Source organism: Candidatus Rhabdochlamydia sp. W815, from assembly GCF_018642185.1.
Classification (GTDB): Bacteria; Chlamydiota; Chlamydiia; order Chlamydiales; family Rhabdochlamydiaceae; genus Rhabdochlamydia; species Rhabdochlamydia oedothoracis.
Map to the genome: position 1 here is coordinate 1 of NZ_JAAVTY010000005.1, position 20,774 is coordinate 20,774.

Below are 20,774 nucleotides of genomic sequence, written 5' to 3' on the forward strand. Positions count from 1 at the left end.
AGTTTCTGATGTCTTCTAGGATTAAAGTGCACTATCTCCCTCCTTATTCGCCGAATTTGAATCCTATTGAACGCTTGTGGAAGATCTTAAAGGAAAAGAAGGTATACAATCGATATTACGAAACGTCGGTGACTTTTTTTCAGGCAATTAGAGGATTCTTCTTAGAAGAGATACCGAAAATAACAGATATTTTGAAATGTAGGATAAACGACAAGTTTCAAGTCGTTGACTTAAATCCCATTAAGCTAGCCGTTTGAATCGGCACTAGTATATATAGTTTTCTTTCGCAATTTTTCCATAGCCTGCGAGTATTTTCTATCCACGCAAAAGAACGCTCTAGAACCCATCTTTTGGGAATAACTGTAAAAGTATGAAGTGTATTTCTTTTATTATATAAAAATAGTGTTTTTCTGTAATCAATCTCAATAACTTATAAAAGCTGCCATAGAAATAGAGCTGTGCATAAGATGCCATCTACCGGGGTTTTATTTTGAATCTCTTGATACAGCTCTTGTTTTGTTTTTAATAAGGTTTTAATGAGTTCTGATTCCTCTACTTTAGCAGCAGATAGATGAACTACATCTTGAGCCAAAAAATAAAATATTCTCTGATCTGTTATAGCAGGAAGGGGATAAATAGAAGGAAGTGCTTGCCAGGTCCCTCCTCCATAACCGGTTTCTTCGAGTAGCTCTCTTTTAACAGCTTCTAATGGGGTTTCACTTTGATCAACCCTTCCTCCTGGGCAACTGAGCAGCCATTTTCCTGTGGGATGTCTATATTCTAAATTGATGATAAAGCGCCCATCCGCAATGCGGGCTAAAACAACTGCTGCAGAAGAGCAAAGATCAAGACGAGTATAGGTATTTTGAAATCCTGTTGGCCATCTTAAGGAATCAACGTGTACATCAAAAAAGCCATGATAAGCAAACTGGCTTTTTTCTATTTTAGGGATAGTGGTATTTGACATGGATAGAGCGTATTTCTTTATGAATGCGATTAGAGTAGAGTTTGGCTTTTTTTTGATTTCCAGTACAATGAAAAAACAAACGCAATTGACGAAATAAGGAAATCTTTTCCCAAGTCAAAGCTGTTTGACTCCAAGCTTTATTAGTTATTTTTCCCTGTAAAAAATAGCTGAGTAATAGCTTACTAGTGGGAAAGGGAGCATCTATTGCTCCTTTAAGATAGGAAATGGCTTTAGCCTCTGACTGTTTATAACATAACCAACAACCTATCAGTGGATAAAAAACAGAAGAATCATCTTGTAAATCTTCTAAGTGATAGTAAGTAATGAGTTTTTCTGCCGCGCTCCATCGATTTTGGAGCAATAACAATTCTACTCCAAGAGGAGCTAGTTGTTGGTTCTGGATAAATAACTCAAAGAGCTCTTCTGAATATAGAGACTCTATTTTATTTTTTAGTATCGTTTGATCAAGTAAGTAATAGAGTGCTCTTGAAGCATTTTTAGCCCCGGGAAATTGAGTGAGATAGGTTTGAATAGCCAATGGAAATCCTTTTTTGTGCCCTAAACAAGCAATTTGAATTTTCTCTGCTTCTACGGGATCAGAACAGAGGTGTAAGTTTTCTCCTACCCAATGGTCAAACCCCATTGCTAATAAACCAAAGAACGCATTGGTTAGAATAAATAGAGGAGGCGTATTTTCTAAAATTTCAATCAGAGTAATTGGCTTTGCTAACCAAAAGGCTAACTGGCAGCTAAGATCTGAATACTTCGTCATTTTATCTTGATTGTCTAAATGGATAAAAAAGGGAATTGGTTCAAGATACTGATTAAGTAGGGTAACAATGCGTTTGTTTTCTGAGGAAGTAAATAATTTAGGAAGATGGCGCAGAGCTAAAAGGGCAAAATGGTAAGCAGGTATGCGTTTATAAGAAGAGGTTTGATGTAGGCGCATCATGATTTGTTCAACAATCATTTTAAACAAAGGGTGCTTTGAGTATTTGCGGATACAGATTTCTAAACATTTAATTTCTTCTTCAATCTCTTGGGTCTCTTTATAAACAAGCGATTTGCCTAAATATTCTAAAGGAGCTCCGGGAGTATGGCGCAATTTGCTAAATTCATCCAAAGCAAATAAATACAGTCGTTCTCTTTCGCTAGATTTCTTCTGTACAGTTGCGTATTTAATTAAAGTAATCCCTGCGCGAAATAAAGCCTCCCTTCCCTCCATGCGCCCAGAAAAAGAGTTGCCTATTCGTCGATACTCTAACAGTGCTTTGCTATAATTTTTATTAGATAAAAAAGCATCGGGAATCGCTAAGCAATTAATCATTGCATTTTGACTCCCTAAGCTAATCCGAATATTAGAAACGGTAAAATAATTATCGTAGGATACTAAAGCAATCTGAGTCGTAGGCAAAGGAATCAAACTTATATAGTGACAAATTAGTGTGTGATTTAAATAGACATATAAATGGTTATCCATTTTATCGATCTGCAAACTCAATGCGATATTTTGGGGAATATCTAAATCATTTACAGTCATAACTTCAGCACTACCATAGAAAAGCCTGCAGCTCATAGGAGACTGATTGAACCATATAGTATATCCCTCTCGGAGAATCCCTCGTTTATTTACCTCAGTAGTAGTAAATAATAGTCCCATTCCTACTGAATGAGATTGGATGTAAATCTCTGTTTCAACTCGAATGTTTCCATTAAAGGAATCTTTTGAAAGCATTAATTGTAGCCATTCCATGACCTCTGGAGATCTTGTAATTGCTAGATGTTTAGTGAATAAAATATTTTCCTGAAAGGCCCAATCTTGCTTGCAATTAATATCTAGCTCAGATGTTAAAACCCATTCAGGTTTGCCTTCTATAAACTTTTTGAGCTCAACGATCATATCATCAACGCTTTCAAATCGATCAGATGCAATTGGTTGTAAACAGCGTTTTGCAATATCAGAGAGATGCACAGAAATATCTCTATAGGGAGCGATTTCTGTGGGGTTAATCCATTTTTCTAAATGCATAGTTTTACGAAAACTACGTAAAGAGCTTCGATAAAAAGGCAGGCGAAGGGTGAGTATTTGATATAGAATTACGCCTAGAGAATAAATGTCGCTTAAAGGGGTGGATTGTTCTCCTTTTGCACGCTCTGGTGCAAGGTAATTAAGTGTACCTGGTACTTTTCCTGGTCTTGTAAGATTCTGGTAATTTCCCATGAGCTCGGAAAAAGAGGTTTCTTCTTGGCCTATGAAATCAGCTAAGCCCCAATCTAAAATGAGCACTTCTCCATATTTTCCAACGATAATATTATCAGGTTTTAAATCTCTATGTAGAATTCCTTTAGAATGCGTATAAGCAATGGCTTCGCACACAGAGAGAAAAATACGAGTAAGCGCCATAATGGAGCTGCCAATAGGATGTTTGGGCTCGGCTATTTTCTCCTCTTCAAAAGCGGTTTTTAAGATTTTTTTAAGTGTTTCTCCTTCTACATAAGGCATCGTAAAATAAGGGATTGCTTGATCAGCATAGATGTTAAATACAGGGATAATGGAAGGATGCGTCAGAGTAGCCGTTACCCGGGCTTCTCTTAAAAAACGCTCTCTTAAAACCGCACTATCTTTTAATTCTGCGCGCATCCTTTTAAGGGCAACTAGTCGACCAGATACCCCTTCTTGGGCTAATAAAACCTCTCCCATACCTCCTTTGCCCAAACTTCGTAGGATTTGATAGGAACTAGAATGATCAAATCTTAAGCTCATGAGTTCAATTTAAATCCGCTAAATGCTAATATGATTTCAATGTTTTTACCTTTATCATCTTCAAGTGTTGTATTTGGTAGAGTTTTAGGTAGATTTTTGCAAGAAAAAAATGATAGGAGCTCAGCTTTTGGTTAAACAAATTGTACTAACAGGAGATCGACCAACAGGACCTTTGCATATCGGTCATTATGTAGGATCTCTAAAAAGTCGACTAGATTTACAAAAAACGTGTAGACAATTTGTTATGATTGCAGATGCACAAGCATTAACCGATAATGCAAAAGATCCTAAAAAAGTACGAGAAAATATTCTACAAGTGGCACTAGATTACCTTGCTGTAGGAATAGACTCTGAGCAAACCACTATCTTTATTCAGTCATTAATACCTCCTTTATTTGAGCTTACCTCTTATTTTTTAAATCTTGTTACTTGGAATCGTTTGAAGCATAATCCCACCATCAAGAGGGAAATTTTACAAAAAGGGTATGAAAAAAATATCGCTGCTGGATTTATGATATATCCGGTTAGCCAAGCAGCGGATATCACAGCTTTTAAGGCAGATATAGTCCCGGTTGGAGAAGATCAGCTACCCATGATTGAGCAAACCAATGAGCTTGTACGCCATTTTAATCATGCCTACAACACGAATGTATTCACTAGCTGTAAAGCGCTTACTACAAAGGTATCGCGCTTACCAGGTCTTGATGGTAAAGAAAAAATGAGTAAATCGCTGAATAATGCTATCTTTTTATCCGATTCTCCTGAACTCATTTCCAAAAAAATCAAAGGTATGTATAGCGACCCCAACCACACCCGAGTAGAAGATCCAGGCAATGTGGAAGCAAGTCCTGTTTTTACCTACCTTGATTGCTTTGATCCGGATCTCTCTTTTTTAGAAGACCTTAAACAAAAATATCGTAAAGGAGGTTTAGGGGATGCAGTGGTTAAAAAACGCTTAAACGAAGTTCTACAAGCTTTTCTAGAACCCATTCGCAAAAGACGAGAGCATTACGCACAAGATCCTCGTGAAGTGATGAATATACTCCAAAAAGGTACGGATAGGGCTAATCTGGTTACGCATCAAACTCTTATAGAAGTTCGTCAAGCAATGGGATTAGATTACTTTTCTTCATCATCTTCTTCCAGCTCATGATTGAGGTCTTCTTCCTCTTCAGCAAGGGTTTCTTCCTTGCCTTCCATGAACTCGCGAAACAACAAGTAGATCCCACCTGTAGCAAATAAGACAGGTAGTAAAACCTCCCATATATCAAATTGTACGGTGATAAACACTCCCACAAACACAAAGAGAGTAATGACCATATCGTAAAATCGCCCTAGTAAATACTGTCTAAAAGCTAAAGGCAATCCAATTACTAACATAATAGCAGGCCACCAAGTATGTAAGTAACTGATGATAGCCAGCCCAATCAAAAATAAAGCTACAGAGAATACCTTAGCGCGTCTTCTAGAAACAAGAGGGTGATACATGATTTTTTCCTTTTTCTTCACTCTAAAAAGAAAGTCATTTTTATTTCAAACTTTAATTAATTTTAATTATAAACAGTAGTGATAAATTATATCACTACTTGTATTAATCATTTTAAATAACAATTTAGGTCATTATTAGATAGAGTTTCTGATAGTTTTTCTTTCAGAAAAGGGATTTTGTTGTTTTAAGCTCTGATTTATGTGTTCTTGGAAGGTTTTTGTATATTTCCCTCCATGATAAGTAATTTTAGCATGACATGGTTTAGGAGGGGAGTTCTCCTCTAGTTTCTGAATTGTCTCGCTTTTGGGAAGATAAGAGATATTAGCATAACATAATTTAAGCTGTGGTGCTTGATATGATTCAAACCAATGCTGTAAATCCTCTGTTATTTTATGTGAGTTATCTAGGAGGTTAGACATAGTATTTGATGTAACAGGTATAGACATATAATAATTTTCCTATTTATTTTTTTATTTAATAATTATTAAAAATGAGCAAGTTATCTTTAAATAGACTGAATGTTTTCCTGTCTATTCTGTTTTTTCGACTGAATTAAACTGCTTTATTCTATCAGAAACTGATAATCCCTGTTCTTCAGTTTGTTTATAATTGCTTTTTACATGCATGGATTGCGTTCTGCGAAGATTAGTTCTATTCTGTAGTGGTTCAGCTTCTAACGAAAGCATTGTACTAGTTTGGGGCAATGGGCTAGCTTCCTTAGGCTTGTTTACTATTTTATTGTATTGATTTTTTATTAATTCTTGTGTTGGATATAGTATTTTAAATTTAGGAACTTTTGCTCCATTCGTACAATTAGAATCAGATTCTGCTTGTTTTTTCTCTATCTTCTTTGTATCTTCTACAGAAGAAGGAGGAGGAGGTGGTGGTGGTGGTGGAATAGTAGTCTTTTTCTCTTCTTGTTGTTGTGAAATAAGAGCTTGGTTTTGTGAAGTAAGATCTTGTTTTTGTAAAATAAGAGCTTGGTTTTGTGAAGTAAGATCTTGTTTTTGTAAAATAAGAGCTTGGTTTTGTGAAGTAAGATCTTGTTTTTGTGAAATAAGAGCTTGGTTTTGTGAAGTAAGATCTTGTTGTTGTGAAATAAGAGCTTGGTTTTGTGAAGTAAGATCTTGTTTTTGTGAAATAAGAGCTTTTCTATGAATGTTTTTTCTTGTTTTTGTAAAATAAGACCTTGGTTTTTTATAGACATTTGTTTTAGGGCAATAAGAACAGTGGTTTTTTATAGACATTTGTTTTAGGGCAATAAGAACAATGTCTAAAACTTTTTTATCTATAGATTCTTCTTCATCAGAGGTAATTTTCTTAACCTCTAATAGATTATTAATATTACTAGTGCTTGCTGAGTTGCTTGTAGTAACTACAATCGCCATGATATATCACTCCAATTTTATAATAATGAATTAATATTAATTTAATTATTTATATTTTTTAATTTACTTATTAAAGTAAATTGATTTTCTTCACTTATGAACTAGTAGAATATAAAAATCCAGAAGCAATTGAAAAAGAAACTACAGAGGTAAGTTACTTCTTGAGAAAGATTAAATGTTCTTTTAAATAGGGCGCAGTTCTTGATTGAGAACTTTTTGCTACCTGTTCGGGAGTTCCCTTTGCCATGATTTCTCCTCCGTTTAGACCACTGCCGGGACCTAGATCAATGAGGTAATCTGCAGAAGAGAGTAAATCAAGGTTATGCTCGATCATGATTACCGTGTGGCCTTTATCGACTAGTTTTTGGAAGATGGGAATGAGTTTAGCGATGTCGTCTGCATGAAGACCGACGGAGGGTTCGTCAAATAAATAAAGAGTATGTCCTCGTGCAGATTTAGATAGCTCGCGGCTAAGGCGTAGGCGCTGAGCCTCTCCTCCGGAGAGGGTAGCTATTTCTTGACCAAGAGCTAGATAACCAAGACCGACTGTTTGTAGGGTTTCTAAAATGCGTATAGCTTTGGGAATGGGAGGAAGGAAAGAAAGAGCTTGTTCTACTGTCATATGTAGAATATGCCCGAGGTGTTGGCCTTTATAGGTTACAGTAAGACTAAGGGCATTAAGACGAAAACCTTTGCATGATTCACAAACGATAGATACATCGGGTAGAAATTGTAGGGAAACACGTCTGATTCCATGTCCTTGGCAGGTTATGCACATTCCTTTAGGATGATTAAAGCTAAAGTTTTTAGGAACAAGACCACGTTTTTTAGCTTCGGGAAGTGCAGAGAAAAATAGGCGAAGAGAAGCGAGTAAATCCACATAGGTAGTAATATCAGATCGATTGGTTTGGCCAATGGGATTTTGATCGAGCATAAGGACCTTATCGACAGCTAGATTGCTAAAGTGTGTGTTTGAGTAAGCAAACTCCGATTTTTTTGTACGGATAGCTTCTAAAGCAGCAGGATAGATTAGATCGGTTAATAGAGTGGATTTACCAGATCCTGATACGCCTGAAAGACAGGTCCAAACGTGTAAAGGAATTTGTGTAGTAATCTTTTTTAGATTGTGTAGGTGCGCATTTTTTATCTTGATAAAAGAAAAGGGTTTTCGACGGGAGGAAAGAGGGATTTTCTTTTTTCCTGTTAAATAAGCCCCGGTTAGAGAATGAGGGTTGTCTTTAATTTCTTGCAGAGTGCCTTGTGCGATAATTTTACCGCCTTCTTTTCCTGCTTTTGGCCCAAAGTCCAATACATAATCGGCGAGTTGAATCGTGAGCGGATCGTGTTCCACTAAAACAAGGGTATTGCCTAGTTGACAAAGGTGAAGAAGGGCGCGGTTGAGCTTTTCATTATCATAGGGGTGCAGGCCAATGGTTGGTTCATCCAATACATAAAGGCAGCCTGTTAAACCACTGCCAATTTGTCTGGCTAATCGAATGCGTTGAGTTTCTCCGCCAGAGAGAGTAGGAGCGCTGCGCTCCAAAGAGAGATATTCAAGGCCGATCATTTGCAAAAGCTTTAAGCGTTGAGTGATTTGGTCTAGGACATCTTGCATGAACTCAACATCAGCTGTTAAAGAACTTACAAAATGTATAGCTTGGTCAATAGAAAAATGACACAGATCTACAATCGATACCTGATTGATGGTAACATGACGAGCAAGAGGATTTAATCTTCTACCTTGGCAAGCAAAGCATGTGCTTTGATTGAGCAGGGTAGAAAGGATTTGTTTAGTAGGGGCATCTCCTAATTTTGCTAGGTTGGCAAGTATAGAGTTAAATCCTAGCCATTGCAGTTCTAAATGATCTAAAGAAATGGTTTCTTTAGCCCCGTTAAAAAGAAAATGGATCTGCTCTGGTAGAAGAGATTGAATGGGTTGATTAGGATCGATTATCTGTTTTTTTAATAATTGATAAAAAACTTTAAGGCAGTATTTAGAGGCAGCTTCTTTCCAAAAAATACAGATGAGTTCATAAGAAGAGAGCTTCATTATCTCTGGAAATCTATAAAGATCGGCTCCATATTGAAATCCCAGGCCATGACATTCTAAACACATCCCTTGTTCTGTGTTAAACGAAAAGGTATGTGGAGTAATAGGTGGATAAGACTTGCCGGTACTAGGGACTGCAAAAGAGAGATTGAAAAATAAGTCTCGATCTTCCAGAGCTACGACAAGAGATCCTTTAGAAAGATCGGAGGCTTTTTCAATCGCATCAAACAAGCGCTGTTCTATTTGAGGCTCTACCTGCAGACGATCAATGACCAGAAATAATTGATGTCTGCGATTGGGATCAAAGGGAATAGGATCATCTAAGGTAAAATAGGTATTATCTAAACGAATACGCAAGTAGCCTAATTTCTGTAGACGTTTGGTAAGCTCGGTAAAGCTCTCACAGCGCTTGAGTTCTATTGGAGAAAGGACTTGTATTTTAGTATGTAGAGGTAATTGAGTTAGGCTCTTTACTACATATTGTTTGCTAATGGTACGGATTTGTTCTTTTGTCTCAGGACAGTGAGGAATGCCTAAGTGTGCATAAAGGATACGTAAAAAATCATAGATCTCCGTCATGGTACCGATAGTAGATCTGGGATTACCCGCATGATTTTTTTGTTCAATTGCAATGGCAGCGGAGAGATTTTCAATAGACTCTACTTTAGGCTTAGGCATTTGTTTGACAAACTGCCGTGCATAAGGAGAGAGAGATTCAATGTAGCGCCTTTGTCCTTCTGCATAGAGTGTTTCAAAAGCTAAGGAAGATTTCCCTGAACCAGAAGGACCTGTACAGAGAGTGATTTTATTTCTAGGAATAGAAACATCGATTTCTTTCAAGTTATTCTGGGAAGCTTTTACAACGGTAATTAACTGGTTTTGTTGCCTTAGATCTATCGTAGAAGATGGTGGTAGCAAAGGTAGAGATTTTAATGCCTGTTTGATAAAAAAAGCGGTAGGAGTGTGCATTTTAGCCAGCTTTTCAGGAGTTGTAGAGGCGATGATTTTACCTCCTTTTTTTCCTCCTTCAGGCCCTAATTCGACAACCCAGTCCGCTATTTTAATCAGGTCGATGTTATGCTCGATTACCAAAACACTATGACCTTTGTTAACAAGTTTTTGCAATACTTGAAGTAGCTTATCAATGTCATAAAAATGTAGTCCCGTTGTGGGCTCATCTAAAATGTACACGGTATGTCCTCTACTGGAACGACAAAGTTCTTTAGCCAACTTAATCCGCTGTGCTTCGCCACCTGATAGAGTAGGCGAGGCTTGGCCTAATTTTAAATACTCAAGCCCTACTTGATGCAACATGTCTAATTTTTGATGGATATGAGGAATAGAGGAAAAAAATACAGACGCTTCTGCAATAGTCATTTCTAAAACATCGTAGATCGTTTTCCCTTTATAGGTAATGGATAGAGTATTTTCATCAAATCTTTTCCCTTCGCAAATCGAGCACTCTATCCATTCATCTTCCATAAAATCCATATCGACTTTGATCATTCCCATGCCATGGCAATGGATACAAGATCCTTGCTTAACGTTAAAACTAAAACGACCTGCTGCATACCCTTGCGCAATGCTTTGCGGAAGTTGACTGTATAGATCGCGAATATCGTCGAAGAGTTTAATGAAAGTAGCGGGATTTGATCTGGAGGTTCTGCCTATGGGGGTTTGGTCAATCGCAATCACTTTATCAATTTGTTCTATGCCTTTTATGTTTTTATAAGTTCCAATGGGTAGTTTTGCACGGTGAAGAGCATTATCGAGTATCGGATAAAGGGTATCTGTAATTAAAGAGGACTTACCCGATCCCGATACCCCTGTAATCGCAACGAGCAAATGCAAGGGAATTTTCAGGGTAACTTGCTGTAGATTGTGATGAGAAGCTCCTTCTATAGTTAAAAAAGAAGTGCTTGTGCGTCGTTTAGGAATGAGAATATTTAATTTGCCAGAAAGATAGGCACCTGTAAGAGAAGAAGGAGTATTCAGTAAATCTTCAAGTGAGCCACAAGAGATAATTTCACCTCCTTCTTTTCCTGCTTTTGGGCCTACGTCGACAATTGTATCTGCTGCGCGAATGGTTTCTTCATCGTGCTCTACAACAATCACAGTATTGCCTAGCTCTTTGAGTTTTCTTAAAGTATGTAGCAGCTGGGTGTTGTCTTGTGGATGCAGACCTACCGAAGGCTCATCGAGTACATATGTGGCGCCGACAAGTCCTGAGCCAATTTGTGTAGCCAAACGTACACGTTGCGTCTCTCCTCCAGACAAAGTAGGTGCGCTGCGCTCAAGGCTGAGATAATGCAAACCGACTCCTTTTAAAAAAGCAAGACGTTGCTTGATCTCTTTTAAAAGTTCTTCTGCAATGATCTGTTCTTCATCGGTAAAGACAAGGTTTTCAAAAAAAGTATAAGCATCATGAATAGATAGATGGGTAATTTCCGCAATTCTTTTTCCATGAATAGTAGTTGCTGCAGGATAGGGTTTAATGCGCTCTCCTAAACAACTAGGACAGATGGATGGTATAAGTAATTCTTGAATTTTTGCACGATAAAGATCGCTTTGTGCTTGCTCGTAACGCTCTTTTGCATCAGCTAATACGCCTTTAAAATGCACATATTCCGTCCAGCGCGTTTTTTTTATAGGATGGACAAATTTCATGGGTGTCCATTTTTGCTCTATTCCGTATAGAAATACTTGTTTGGCTTTATCAGAAAGCTTTTTCCAAGAAGTACTCACACTAAAGCCGTAAATACGAGCTAAATTATCGTAAATATTGCCCCAGCGTACTGTATTATAAGATCCTGCAACTGTGCAGCAGTCTTCTTTAATAGACAGGTTGGGGTTGATGATTTTCTCCAAATCAAAATCTTCTATCCTTCCCAATCCTAGACATCTTGGACACATCCCTTTAGGGTGATTAAAAGAAAAATCAGAGGGTTCTAAAGGGGCATAAGATAACCCAGATTCTGAAGAGAAAGCATGCTCTGAAAAAAGCAGCTCTTCTTGTGTATCGACAAGGATGACGCGCATAACGCCAAGACCTGCTTCTAACGCTTGAGAAATGGATTCAAGAAGTCTTTTCTCTTCAGTTGGATCAAGAGTCAGTCGGTCAATAATGAGATCTACATCGTGTGCTACTTTTCCATCGATCGCAATCTCTTCTGTTAGATTAACCATTTTTCCATCTAGGAGTATTTTGGTAAATCCTTTACGCAAAAGCTCTTTAAAATCTTCTTTGAATTCTGCTTTTTTATTGGAAGCATAGGGCGCTAAAATCAAAATTTTAGTACCTGTTTTAAGTTTTTGGATGCGCCGTATGATTTGACTCATGCTTTGAGGGGTTACTATTTGCTTACTAATAGGGCAATGAGCAATGCCCACTCGTGCAAAAAGAACACGTAGATAGTCATAGATTTGCGTGATTGTTCCTACCGTAGATCTTGGATTGCGACCAGCTGTTTTTTGTTCAATGGCTACAGTAGGGGATATTCCTTCTATACTTTCTGCCTTCGGTTTAGGCAGATCTCCTAAATGGCGTCTGGCATAAGTAGAAAGAGATTGTAAATAACGCCTTTGTCCTTCCACGTAAATGGCAGAAAAAGCTAATGAGGATTTACCCGATCCCGATACGCCTGTAAACACAATCAGTTGGTTGTGATTTAAAGTAAGATTTACTTCTTTTAAGTTGTGAACGGCTACTTTTTTTAAAATAATCTGGCGCATAGACAACAAATCATACATTATTTCCCTTTTTTTGAAATACTTGCATTAAGTATCATAATCCTTTTAGACAACCATTAAATAATAGTTTATAGCACATGTTAAGAAAGACAAAAATCATTTGTACGATTGGCCCCTCTGTTAGAAGCTATGAAAAAATTCTACAACTCATCGATGCAGGGATGAACGTAGCCCGCTTAAATTTTAGCCATGGAAGCCCTCAAGAACATCGAGAAACCATTGAAATGCTAAAAAAAGCGCATAAGGAGAAGGCGGTTCCTCTTGCTATTATGCTGGATACCAAGGGACCTGAAATCCGTTTGGGGGCCATTAAAAATAATTGTTTGGAAGTTTTCCCCAAACAAAAAATATTAATTACCAAGGAAAAGGTGCTAGGAGATGCTAATGGCATAGTTATCCAGCCCTCTTTTGTGCTTGATTCTCTTCAAGTAGACGCTCAAGTTTTGTTTGATGACGGCTATATACTAACCAAAGTTGTAGCAATCTCTAAAAAAGGGGTTTTAGTTGAAATAGAAAATCATGGGGTTATTCGATCTTACAGGGGTGTCAATGTCCCGGGAATTAATATCAATCTGCCTTCTATGACAAAGCAAGATATAGAGGATATTGTATTTGGCTGCAGATTAGGCGTTGATCTGATTGCCGCTTCTTTTATTCGTTCTGCTGAACATGTTTTAGAAATCAAGCAGTTGTTGATGGATCAAGAAAGGTCTGAGATTCTTATTATTGCTAAAATAGAAAATAGTTTAGGTATACAAAATTTTGATGCCATTTTGCAAGTGGCAGATGGGATCATGGTAGCAAGAGGAGATTTAGGAGTAGAACTGCCTTTAAACCAAGTACCTCGATTACAGAAAATGATGATTCGTAAGTGTCGTCAGGCAGGTAAACCCGTTGTGACTGCAACCCAAATGCTAGAATCAATGATTGCAAACCCTCTGCCCACACGTGCTGAGGTGTCAGATGTAGCTAATGCTATCTATGATAGCACATCTGCTGTCATGTTATCAGGAGAGACCGCTGCTGGAAAATACCCTATTCAAGCAGTGCAAATGATGAAAGAGATTGCAGAAGAGACCGAAAAGGATTTTAATTACCGGCAATTATTTGCTAATGATTCGGCAATAGGTTTTAAGGATATAGCCATAACAAACTCTGTAGCTCTAGCCTCGGTTAAAACCGCCTATAGTTCTCATGCTAAGGCAATTTTTGTTTTTACCAATAGCGGGTTTTCTGCACGAGCTCTATCCCGTCTTCGCCCAGAAATTCCTATTATTGCTTTAACTCCCCATGTTAAAGTGTATCATCAATTAGCTCTTGAATGGGGGGTTACCCCCGCGTTATCTTCCGCACAAAAAAATATCCAAGAGGCTTTTATACAAATAAGTAACTTTGCTCTAGAGCAAGAAATTGTACAGTTAGGAGATTTGGTGGTAGTGGTAGCAGGAGATCCTTTTGGAATTAGTAGAACAACTAACACCATGATTGTAGAAACCATCGGAGGCAATAGTTTCTCTTAAATGTTTAGTAGCACTTAAGAAATAGCTGCAATTCTTTAGAGGCCTCTTTTAAAGCTGTTAAAAAAGAAAGCTTTTGCATTTGAGGTGCCATTTCTGGAATAGCAGTTAGATCAATCAAAGCCGCCTTAAGAAAATTTTCATGATTGTGGAATTGATCATGGTATTGATTCATTAAATCCATCAAGGTTTTTGCGTGCTTTCCTATTTCTTTGCGGCTGGGACTAAAGTGTTCATCTTGTTGGATCTTAGAAATTAAAGAATCGACTTTTGCCTTTAATTTTTCAGCCTCTTTGATGAAAAGAGGATGAGCTCCTGAAGAGGGTTGAAAAGCGCTCATACGCATACTCCTTAGTTTATAATTTCATCCTACATTTACTATATAAATAATTCAACGATTTACTATTAATTATATTTTTATTTTAGATTGTATTAAACTAAGTGCTACTAAACTAGCTGTTTCTGTTCTTAGAATATTCGAATGAAGACGTATGGGTTTAGCGTGTAAATGCGAGATTACATAAGATTTTTCCCTATCAGACAATCCTTTTTCTGGTCCGATACAGAAAATAATAGGAGGAATGCACTCATTTTTAGGCATTTCCCATAAATAAGGATTTTGTATAGAAAGATCGCCAACTAACATAGTTGCTTTTATCTGTTGCCACTGGTTAAGAGGAGGTTTTATTTCTATACCGGGTAAATCAAGTCTACCACACTGTTTAAGAGCTGCAATAGAAAGAGCTTGTAGACGGTGTAATTGCTGGTCAGAAACCCCTTTTTTTTCACTCAGCTCCCCAGGAAAAAGCCAAAATTCTGTGGCATTTAGCTCTGTTGCTTTTTCTATGATCCATTCTAAATGGTTCATCTTAGCAATCCCTTGAGCTATAATAATACTTGGCTTAGCATCTTCTTTTACTACGGATAATATCTCTATTTGCATGCGTGTTTTTTCTATTTGTACAACAGATCCGATAGCTAGCTGTCTTTTTCCGTTTACCAATTCCACTTTCTCTTTTAAACGAATGCGGTCCACATTCAGATGATGTAATTCTTTACTAGTAACAGATAAGATATCTGCTTTTTGAAAAGAAGATTCTAAAAAAAATCGATTATGGGGCACGCAAAACCGCCCTTTTTAAAACCTGAGAAAAAGGTTGATCGTCTTGCGTATTTCCTAAGCGATACAATTGCTCTAAAGAAATGATCTGAAAAGCCGATAGCTTTAAAAAATAACGATAGAGTTTGTGGTAAGAAGAAAAGTTATAGATCAGCTTATAGCAGAAGTTGCTCTGCAAAAGATCCTCTTCTTTTTCATAATACTCTATTTGCATATCTTTGATTTGTACAGAGTAGCTTTTAGGAACTTTAAGTGTAATGAATTCATGCGGATACACTTCGCGAAAAGCTATCAAATCAGAAGCTATTTTTTCAAATAAAGATCTTTCTTGGGGCAAAATTACACAAATAGACTCAAAACGAAACTTTCCTTTTATTCTTTTTAAGGTTTGTTGTTTCCAACGATTGTGCAGCCAAAGCCATTGATCCGGTTTTTCCATAATACTTGTCTCTAGTATAGATAAGGCTTGCAGCATCATTCTCTCTATTTCTTGATGAGCAGGAGCTTTTCGATTAGGCCAAATAGGCTCGGAATACCGAATATGGTAGCCTGTTTTTTGACGTTTCATAGTTGCTACAACAAGAGGGGATCCTGTCCGATAAGATAACAATGCAGGTATAGGAGATGTCCAAGCTTTCCTGCCTAAGAAAGAGGAGCACAAACCCCTCTCTGGCATTCCTTGATCACCGACGATTCCCAAAAAAGACCCTGCTCTTAAAGCTTTCAATCCTTCTCTTACCGCTTCTCTGGGATGGATAATCTTACCACCGTATTTTTGTCTGATTTTAAGTGTCCAATTATAGAGAAATTGGTTTTTAATCGGTCTTCCTATAGCAACCCCTCGCATGCGCTGAGATCCTTCTAGAAAAAAAAGTTCCCAGTTTGCTTGGTGTCCACAAAAAAAGATCGGAGATGTTCCTGCTTTGTACAAACCCTCTACCTGTTCTGGATTTTCGCACTGCACAAGGTGATGGATGTTTTTTTCTCTAGAAAGCTTAGGGTATTCTAAATAGGTGATCATCACATTTTGTATAGAGCGCTTAGCTAGAGAAACCAATTCCTTCTTAGAGAGATGTAAACTACTAGCTAAGCTCAAATTGGTCAATGCACGCTTACGGAACTTGGAAGATCCATAGAAAAGACAAGCCCCTAGAAAAGCGCCTATCTTATGAATACTTCGATAAGATAGCCAACGCAAAGGCCAGGTAAAGACTAAAATACTAAAATATACCAAACGATCGGAGAACATTTTTTATGTATAACAGGTTAAGGCATAATATATGAATAGGTAAGTTATTCTCATAGTTTTAATAAATTCAAAAAAAACCCTTAATTAAGGGTGCTTATAGTAGCATCTTTAGGGTTTACCAAAAGCCCTTTCAACCTCGAAGTGCACAAAAAAGAACATATAAATATTTGAAAAAACATCTATTGTGCACTCGAGCATAGCATGTTTGTAGATAATCTCCTAAACACTTCTATTGGAGTTTCGAAGTTGAGAGCCTTTCTAGGTCTGTTATTTAGTATAAGTTTCCACCCTTGCCATATCCTTGGAAGTCGTATCTAAAAAGCTTTGTGTTTTAGGAAAATATTGCCTAACTAGTCCGTTTGTATGCTCAATAGCTTAACACAAAACAAAATATTTTTCTATACGATTGAATCGGAACCACTATATACTGATATCTTTGATAATTTAAAGAACAGTTCAAAAAAATAAAGCGATAGTAATCCTATAAATCTTTATACAAGCCCTCTTTTGTTTTTATTCGTAGTTAATATTTAATTAAAATTAACATTGAAATGTTAATATATAGACTTAATTAATATTAACTATAGGATTTTAATGTCATATTATCTAGATACCATTAATATTGAAAAAACAACAGCCTCAGAAACATACAGTAAAGTACCGGGAAAGGTGATTGAATTACCTGCTGGTTCAAAAAAGAACCGCTTGAAGTTCGAATTACCATCAAATGACACCTCTATTCAAGCAGCAGCAAATGTATACGTAGAAGTTATTGGTAAGGGTTTTTTTGAGTGCAGTAAGTCTTTTATTTTATCCATCATGTCCATGATGGATCTTAAATTCTTTAAAACCACATATAAAGGGAAAACAATCTATATCAATATGAATAGCCTTTCAAATCGATTAGGTATTAAGGTTAATAAAACCTGTTCGAAAAATTTTCATTTAGAAATTGAAAAGCAATTTGAAACAATTCGTGAAGCCGAAAAGAAAATAGATGCGTTTTTTCAAGAATTAACCAAAACAAGATATAAAGAAAACGGTAATGAGTTAAAAACTACTAATGGGGATCCCATATCAAAGACTTGTTTTCGCAAACTGCTTGGATTAACAGCATTCTCCCATTTTCATGCTAAACAAAAACAAGAATCGAGTTATTTACTAAAAGATGGGAGCATACTTTTTTTAAAGAAGCAAGAAAATAAAGAATGGCCACTAATCACATTATTTACAGAAAAGGTGTTGGGTAAAGGTTGCTTTGGAAAAGTATTAACCGTCCAAGAATTATCTATGGGTAGAATATCTGTTGCAAAAATAGCTCATGCATCTAATCAAAATGAAGATGTTAGAAATGAAGATCTCATCTTAAGCAAGATTTTTCATAATAGCAACCCGGCTGGAATTCAACAAAAACCCTATTCCTTATTTAACTTTAGACTAAAAGATATCAATTATTGTGGATACATAGCACCAAAATATGACACTAGTCTTGATAATATAATGCGCCAATTAGAGACAGCGGAAAAAATAGAGGCTGCTAGACAGCTCCTTAGAGGGTTAAAAGAATTGGAAAATCAGAAAATTAGCCACGGAGATATTAAAGAATCAAACTGTCTGTTTAGGAGAAAAAGCGATACTTCTATAGAATGTGTTATTGCGGATTTTGGAGGAGCCAATGACCTATCAAAACAGCCTAAATGGGCATACGGCGCTCCCTATTATCAATTAGAAGAAGACTATAAAGCGTATCAGTCTTTGTACGAACAACAAAACTCTAAGAAAATAAAGAAGGGAAGAGCTAAAATTTATGCAGACGTAACAAAACTCCTACTGCGTAGAGATGTTTATGCCATGGGAGTTACCCTAGCAATGCTGCTAGAGAACTCTAGAATTAAAGCAGAAAACAGCGAAAAGCTGTATTCTCTTGTAAACCGAATGCTAGAAGCCTCCTGGAAAGAGCGCATTAGTGCCTCTGAAGCTTTAGCAGAATTTGAAAGAATCTTTCCTTTTCAAGCTGTAAGTGAAGCTATTTAATAGCTGGAAGATTCAATCTTAACCTTCCCTCTAAAAACGCGATAAATCATAGCGCTATAACAAAATACAAAGGGAAGTCCAATAGCTACAATAATCAATAGCACGGTAAGATTTAAATCTGAACCAGAAGCGTTTAAGAAGTTCAGGCTTAAAAGATCTGGCTGTATTAAAGAGCGTACAAGATTAGGAAATGTGCCTATCCCAAAAACAACAAGCATGAGGATAATTCCTAAGCAGGAAAAAAGAAAAGCTTGAAAGTCTTTTTTTAGAGAAAATAGTCTGGGTACATTTAGAATAGCTAATAGAGCAGCTATAGGAACAAGCGAGAGCCATCTATACTCTTTAATGCGCTCTACCATATGAGGCATAAACATCCAAGTAGAAAGCGTTGTGATAAAATAGGTAATTACAAATAAGAGAATGCAGCGTTTGACCCAAATACGCAATCGCTCATGCAACACCCCTTCTGTTTTCATAGTTAAATAGATGGAGCCGTGCATAATAAACAGTGTTGTGGTAAATAATCCAATCAAAATAGGATAAGGACGGAAAAATAGACTAAAGCTTCCTATGAAGTTGCCTTCCTGATCCAGGGGAACGCCTTGGATTAAATTACCCAATCCAAGACCTAAGATGAATCCAATGATAAAACTAGCAACCGAAAAAGTACTATCCCAAACCCTGCGCCACAATACAGAATTTTGCTTACTACGAAATTCAATAGCCACTGCACGGAAAATAAGCCCGCAAAGAAAAATCATAATGAGATTGTAAAAACCGGACAACAAAGTAGCATATACAGGAGGAAATCCCGCAAGCAAGCTCCCTGCTACAATGACAAGCCATACCTCATTCCCATCCCAAACAGGACCTATAGCATTTAAAAAAATACGTCTATCTCGATCTGTTTTTGTAAATAAATGCAACATTCCAGTTCCTAGGTCAAAGCCGTCTAAGGCAACATAAAAAATGATTGCAATACCTATTACAAGATACCAGATAAAACTAAGGGTAAAATCCATTCTTTAAACCTCTTTTTCAAAAGGGTTACGATACACTAGATCTTGCTGTGTTTGCAAAGCATCTTCTGGACCGTATTGGATTTTATGATTCAGTAGATAGATAAATAGAGCAAATAACAAGGCGTAAATCACTAAAAACATCATAATCGAAAAAAAGACCTGACTTTCGTGAATATTGGTTGAAACACCATCCACTGTTTTAAGAATTCTATATACAATCCAAGGCTGTCTTCCTACTTCTGCTGTCATCCAGCCGCTAAAATTGGCAATCTGAGGAAATAGGACAGAAATCACTAAACCGCGTAAAATCCATTTAGAATGCATGAGCTTTTTACGTCTGTATTGAATACAAGCTAAAATGGTAAGCAAAGCCATTAAAGACCACATAGCAATCATCATATGGTAAGACTGAAAAACCACTTGAATAGGAGGTCTTTCATCTTCTGGTATTTGATCAAACCCAGTAACAGGGGTAGTAAAATCATGAAAAACCAAAAAGCTCAAAAGGCCAGGAATTTTAAGCCCTTTTACCGTCTTTGTAGCATCGTTAGTCCAACCAAATAGCGTGATTGGGGTTTTAGGCTCTGTTACATAGATCCCTTCCATAGCGGCTAATTTTGAAGGCTGATTCTTGGCAACTCCTCTTGCTGTGCTATCTGCTGAAACGAGTTGCAAGATGAGAACAAGGGCTGCTGCGATTAAAGATATGCGTAAAGTAGCCTTTGTAAATAGCGTATAGCGCTTTTTTAAGTAGTAATAACTGCTCACGCTCAAAATGCAAAAGATCCCCGCTAGCCAGCAACCTAAAATGACATGAATTAAGCGATCTACACTCGAAGGATTAAAGACCATTTCCCAAAAATTATGAATGATGGCGCACGCTTGCTTACCTTCACCTGCGATGATATGCCCAGCGGGTGTCTGCATCCAAGAGTTGGCTACAACAATCCAAATAGCGCTAAAATGCGCACCACAAGCTACGCAAATGGTAGCAAAATAATGAAATTTAGGACTGCATCTTTCCCAGCCAAATAACATAACCCCCAAAAAACCCGCTTCTAAAAAGAAAGCAAAGATCCCTTCCGCTCCCAAAGCACTGCCAAAAACATCGCCTACAAAACGGGAATAATTAGCCCAATTTGTCCCAAATCCAAATAATTGTACAAGTCCTGTTGCAACACCAAGGGCAAATGTTAAGGCAAAAATTTTCGTCCAAAATTTTGCAATTTGTTGATAAAGAACATTTTTTGTTTTTAAATAAAAACCTTCAAAAATGACAAGCATTAACCCTATACCAATACTTAAAGGGGGGTAAATATAGTGGAATGCACTTGTTAGTCCGAATTGAATTCGAGACAACATAACAACATCCATAAGTTCTCTTCTCAAGTTTAAAAAATGAATAGTTCTTGATCCTAACAACA

The 20,774-nt window shown here is 37.1% G+C and carries 15 protein-coding genes and 1 pseudogene; 4 read left to right on the top strand and 12 right to left on the bottom strand.

Translation table 11 applies throughout. The features are described 5' to 3' along the window. On the top strand, positions 1-257 hold a 257-nt coding region (locus RHOW815_RS09255; protein ID WP_502757465.1), incomplete at its 5' end, for a transposase. Positions 258-430: 173 nt separating this feature from the next. On the opposite strand, the gene RHOW815_RS00960 is transcribed toward RHOW815_RS09255, so the two are convergent. Both RHOW815_RS00960 and RHOW815_RS00965 read right to left on the bottom strand, forming a co-directional pair. Further along, on the bottom strand, positions 431-967 hold the full coding sequence (locus RHOW815_RS00960) for an NUDIX hydrolase (RefSeq protein ID WP_215216509.1): 537 nt from the start codon (positions 965-967) through the stop codon (positions 431-433). Beyond that, complete coding sequence (locus tag RHOW815_RS00965; protein ID WP_256439892.1) at positions 945-3,731, bottom strand: protein kinase domain-containing protein; 2,787 nt, start codon at positions 3,729-3,731, stop codon at positions 945-947. Before RHOW815_RS00965 ends, RHOW815_RS00960 begins: the two co-directional genes overlap by 23 nt. A 109-nt stretch (positions 3,732-3,840) precedes the next feature. Here RHOW815_RS00965 and trpS point away from each other — a divergent pair, with 109 nt between their 5' ends. Next, entirely contained in the window at positions 3,841-4,884 is a 1,044-nt protein-coding gene (trpS, locus tag RHOW815_RS00970; RefSeq protein WP_245397573.1) for a tryptophan--tRNA ligase, read from the top strand. Here the strand turns inward: trpS and RHOW815_RS00975 are convergent. The 4 genes from RHOW815_RS00975 to uvrA all read right to left on the bottom strand — a co-directional run bounded on the left by RHOW815_RS00975 (position 4,851) and on the right by uvrA (position 12,390). Then, entirely contained in the window at positions 4,851-5,219 is a 369-nt protein-coding gene (locus tag RHOW815_RS00975; protein ID WP_215216511.1) for a UbiA prenyltransferase family protein, read from the bottom strand. The two genes, trpS and RHOW815_RS00975, sit on opposite strands and share 34 nt — an antisense overlap. Positions 5,220-5,354: 135 nt before the next feature. Beyond that, complete coding sequence (locus tag RHOW815_RS00980; RefSeq protein WP_215216512.1) at positions 5,355-5,666, bottom strand: hypothetical protein; 312 nt, start codon at positions 5,664-5,666, stop codon at positions 5,355-5,357. An 84-nt stretch (positions 5,667-5,750) separates the two neighbouring features. After that, positions 5,751-6,608, bottom strand: a complete 858-nt coding sequence (locus tag RHOW815_RS00985) for a hypothetical protein (protein WP_215216513.1) — start codon at positions 6,606-6,608, stop codon at positions 5,751-5,753. Positions 6,609-6,762: 154 nt separating this feature from the next. Beyond that, on the bottom strand, positions 6,763-12,390 hold the full coding sequence (gene uvrA / locus RHOW815_RS00990) for an excinuclease ABC subunit UvrA (RefSeq protein WP_245397574.1): 5,628 nt from the start codon (positions 12,388-12,390) through the stop codon (positions 6,763-6,765). A 95-nt stretch (positions 12,391-12,485) separates the two neighbouring features. Here uvrA and pyk point away from each other — a divergent pair, with 95 nt between their 5' ends. After that, the gene (gene pyk / locus RHOW815_RS00995) at positions 12,486-13,928 is read left to right on the top strand and encodes a pyruvate kinase (protein ID WP_215216514.1); all 1,443 of its coding nucleotides are present in this window, start codon (positions 12,486-12,488) and stop codon (positions 13,926-13,928) included. Between the two features lie 4 nt (positions 13,929-13,932). Here pyk and RHOW815_RS01000 read toward each other — a convergent pair whose 3' ends face one another. The 4 genes and pseudogenes from RHOW815_RS01000 to RHOW815_RS09260 all read right to left on the bottom strand — a co-directional run. Beyond that, positions 13,933-14,265 (bottom strand): hypothetical protein, encoded by a 333-nt coding sequence (locus tag RHOW815_RS01000; protein ID WP_215216515.1) that lies wholly within the window; start codon positions 14,263-14,265, stop codon positions 13,933-13,935. A 69-nt stretch (positions 14,266-14,334) separates the two neighbouring features. After that, positions 14,335-15,048 carry an RsmE family RNA methyltransferase gene (locus RHOW815_RS01005; RefSeq protein ID WP_215216516.1) on the bottom strand — a complete coding sequence of 238 codons (714 nt, stop codon included), beginning with the start codon at positions 15,046-15,048 and terminating at the stop codon, positions 14,335-14,337. Continuing rightward, positions 15,038-16,294 (bottom strand): lysophospholipid acyltransferase family protein, encoded by a 1,257-nt coding sequence (locus RHOW815_RS01010; RefSeq protein ID WP_215216517.1) that lies wholly within the window; start codon positions 16,292-16,294, stop codon positions 15,038-15,040. The genes RHOW815_RS01005 and RHOW815_RS01010 overlap by 11 nt, the downstream gene beginning before the upstream one ends. 179 nt (positions 16,295-16,473) lie before the next feature. Beyond that, positions 16,474-16,663, bottom strand: a pseudogene (locus RHOW815_RS09260) (IS30 family transposase); the annotation flags it as partial. Positions 16,664-16,888: 225 nt separating this feature from the next. On the opposite strand from RHOW815_RS09260, the gene RHOW815_RS01015 reads away from it, so the two are divergent. Continuing rightward, on the top strand, positions 16,889-18,328 hold the full coding sequence (locus tag RHOW815_RS01015) for a protein kinase domain-containing protein (RefSeq protein WP_215216518.1): 1,440 nt from the start codon (positions 16,889-16,891) through the stop codon (positions 18,326-18,328). On the opposite strand, the gene cydB is transcribed toward RHOW815_RS01015, so the two are convergent. Both cydB and RHOW815_RS01025 read right to left on the bottom strand, forming a co-directional pair. Continuing rightward, positions 18,325-19,350, bottom strand: a complete 1,026-nt coding sequence (cydB, locus tag RHOW815_RS01020) for a cytochrome d ubiquinol oxidase subunit II (protein ID WP_215216519.1) — start codon at positions 19,348-19,350, stop codon at positions 18,325-18,327. The genes RHOW815_RS01015 and cydB overlap by 4 nt on opposite strands. A 3-nt stretch (positions 19,351-19,353) precedes the next feature. Beyond that, a complete protein-coding gene (locus RHOW815_RS01025; RefSeq protein ID WP_215216520.1) occupies positions 19,354-20,724 on the bottom strand; it encodes a cytochrome ubiquinol oxidase subunit I in 1,371 nt (456 codons plus the stop codon). Positions 20,725-20,774 lie beyond the last annotated feature (50 nt).

Bases quoted from the DNA above. Each gene is read 5' to 3' on its own strand.
- RHOW815_RS00960 (WP_215216509.1), bottom strand. From the start codon at position 967: ATGTCAAATACCACTATCCCTAAAATAGAAAAAAGCCAGTTTGCTTAT.
- RHOW815_RS00965 (WP_256439892.1), bottom strand. From the start codon at position 3,731: ATGAGCTTAAGATTTGATCATTCTAGTTCCTATCAAATCCTACGAAGT.
- trpS (WP_245397573.1), top strand. From the start codon at position 3,841: ATGATAGGAGCTCAGCTTTTGGTTAAACAAATTGTACTAACAGGAGAT.
- RHOW815_RS00975 (WP_215216511.1), bottom strand. From the start codon at position 5,219: ATGTATCACCCTCTTGTTTCTAGAAGACGCGCTAAGGTATTCTCTGTA.
- RHOW815_RS00980 (WP_215216512.1), bottom strand. From the start codon at position 5,666: ATGTCTATACCTGTTACATCAAATACTATGTCTAACCTCCTAGATAAC.
- RHOW815_RS00985 (WP_215216513.1), bottom strand. From the start codon at position 6,608: ATGGCGATTGTAGTTACTACAAGCAACTCAGCAAGCACTAGTAATATT.
- uvrA (WP_245397574.1), bottom strand. From the start codon at position 12,390: ATGCGCCAGATTATTTTAAAAAAAGTAGCCGTTCACAACTTAAAAGAA.
- pyk (WP_215216514.1), top strand. From the start codon at position 12,486: ATGTTAAGAAAGACAAAAATCATTTGTACGATTGGCCCCTCTGTTAGA.
- RHOW815_RS01000 (WP_215216515.1), bottom strand. From the start codon at position 14,265: ATGAGCGCTTTTCAACCCTCTTCAGGAGCTCATCCTCTTTTCATCAAA.
- RHOW815_RS01010 (WP_215216517.1), bottom strand. From the start codon at position 16,294: ATGTTCTCCGATCGTTTGGTATATTTTAGTATTTTAGTCTTTACCTGG.
- RHOW815_RS01015 (WP_215216518.1), top strand. From the start codon at position 16,889: ATGTCATATTATCTAGATACCATTAATATTGAAAAAACAACAGCCTCA.
- cydB (WP_215216519.1), bottom strand. From the start codon at position 19,350: ATGGATTTTACCCTTAGTTTTATCTGGTATCTTGTAATAGGTATTGCA.
- RHOW815_RS01025 (WP_215216520.1), bottom strand. From the start codon at position 20,724: ATGGATGTTGTTATGTTGTCTCGAATTCAATTCGGACTAACAAGTGCA.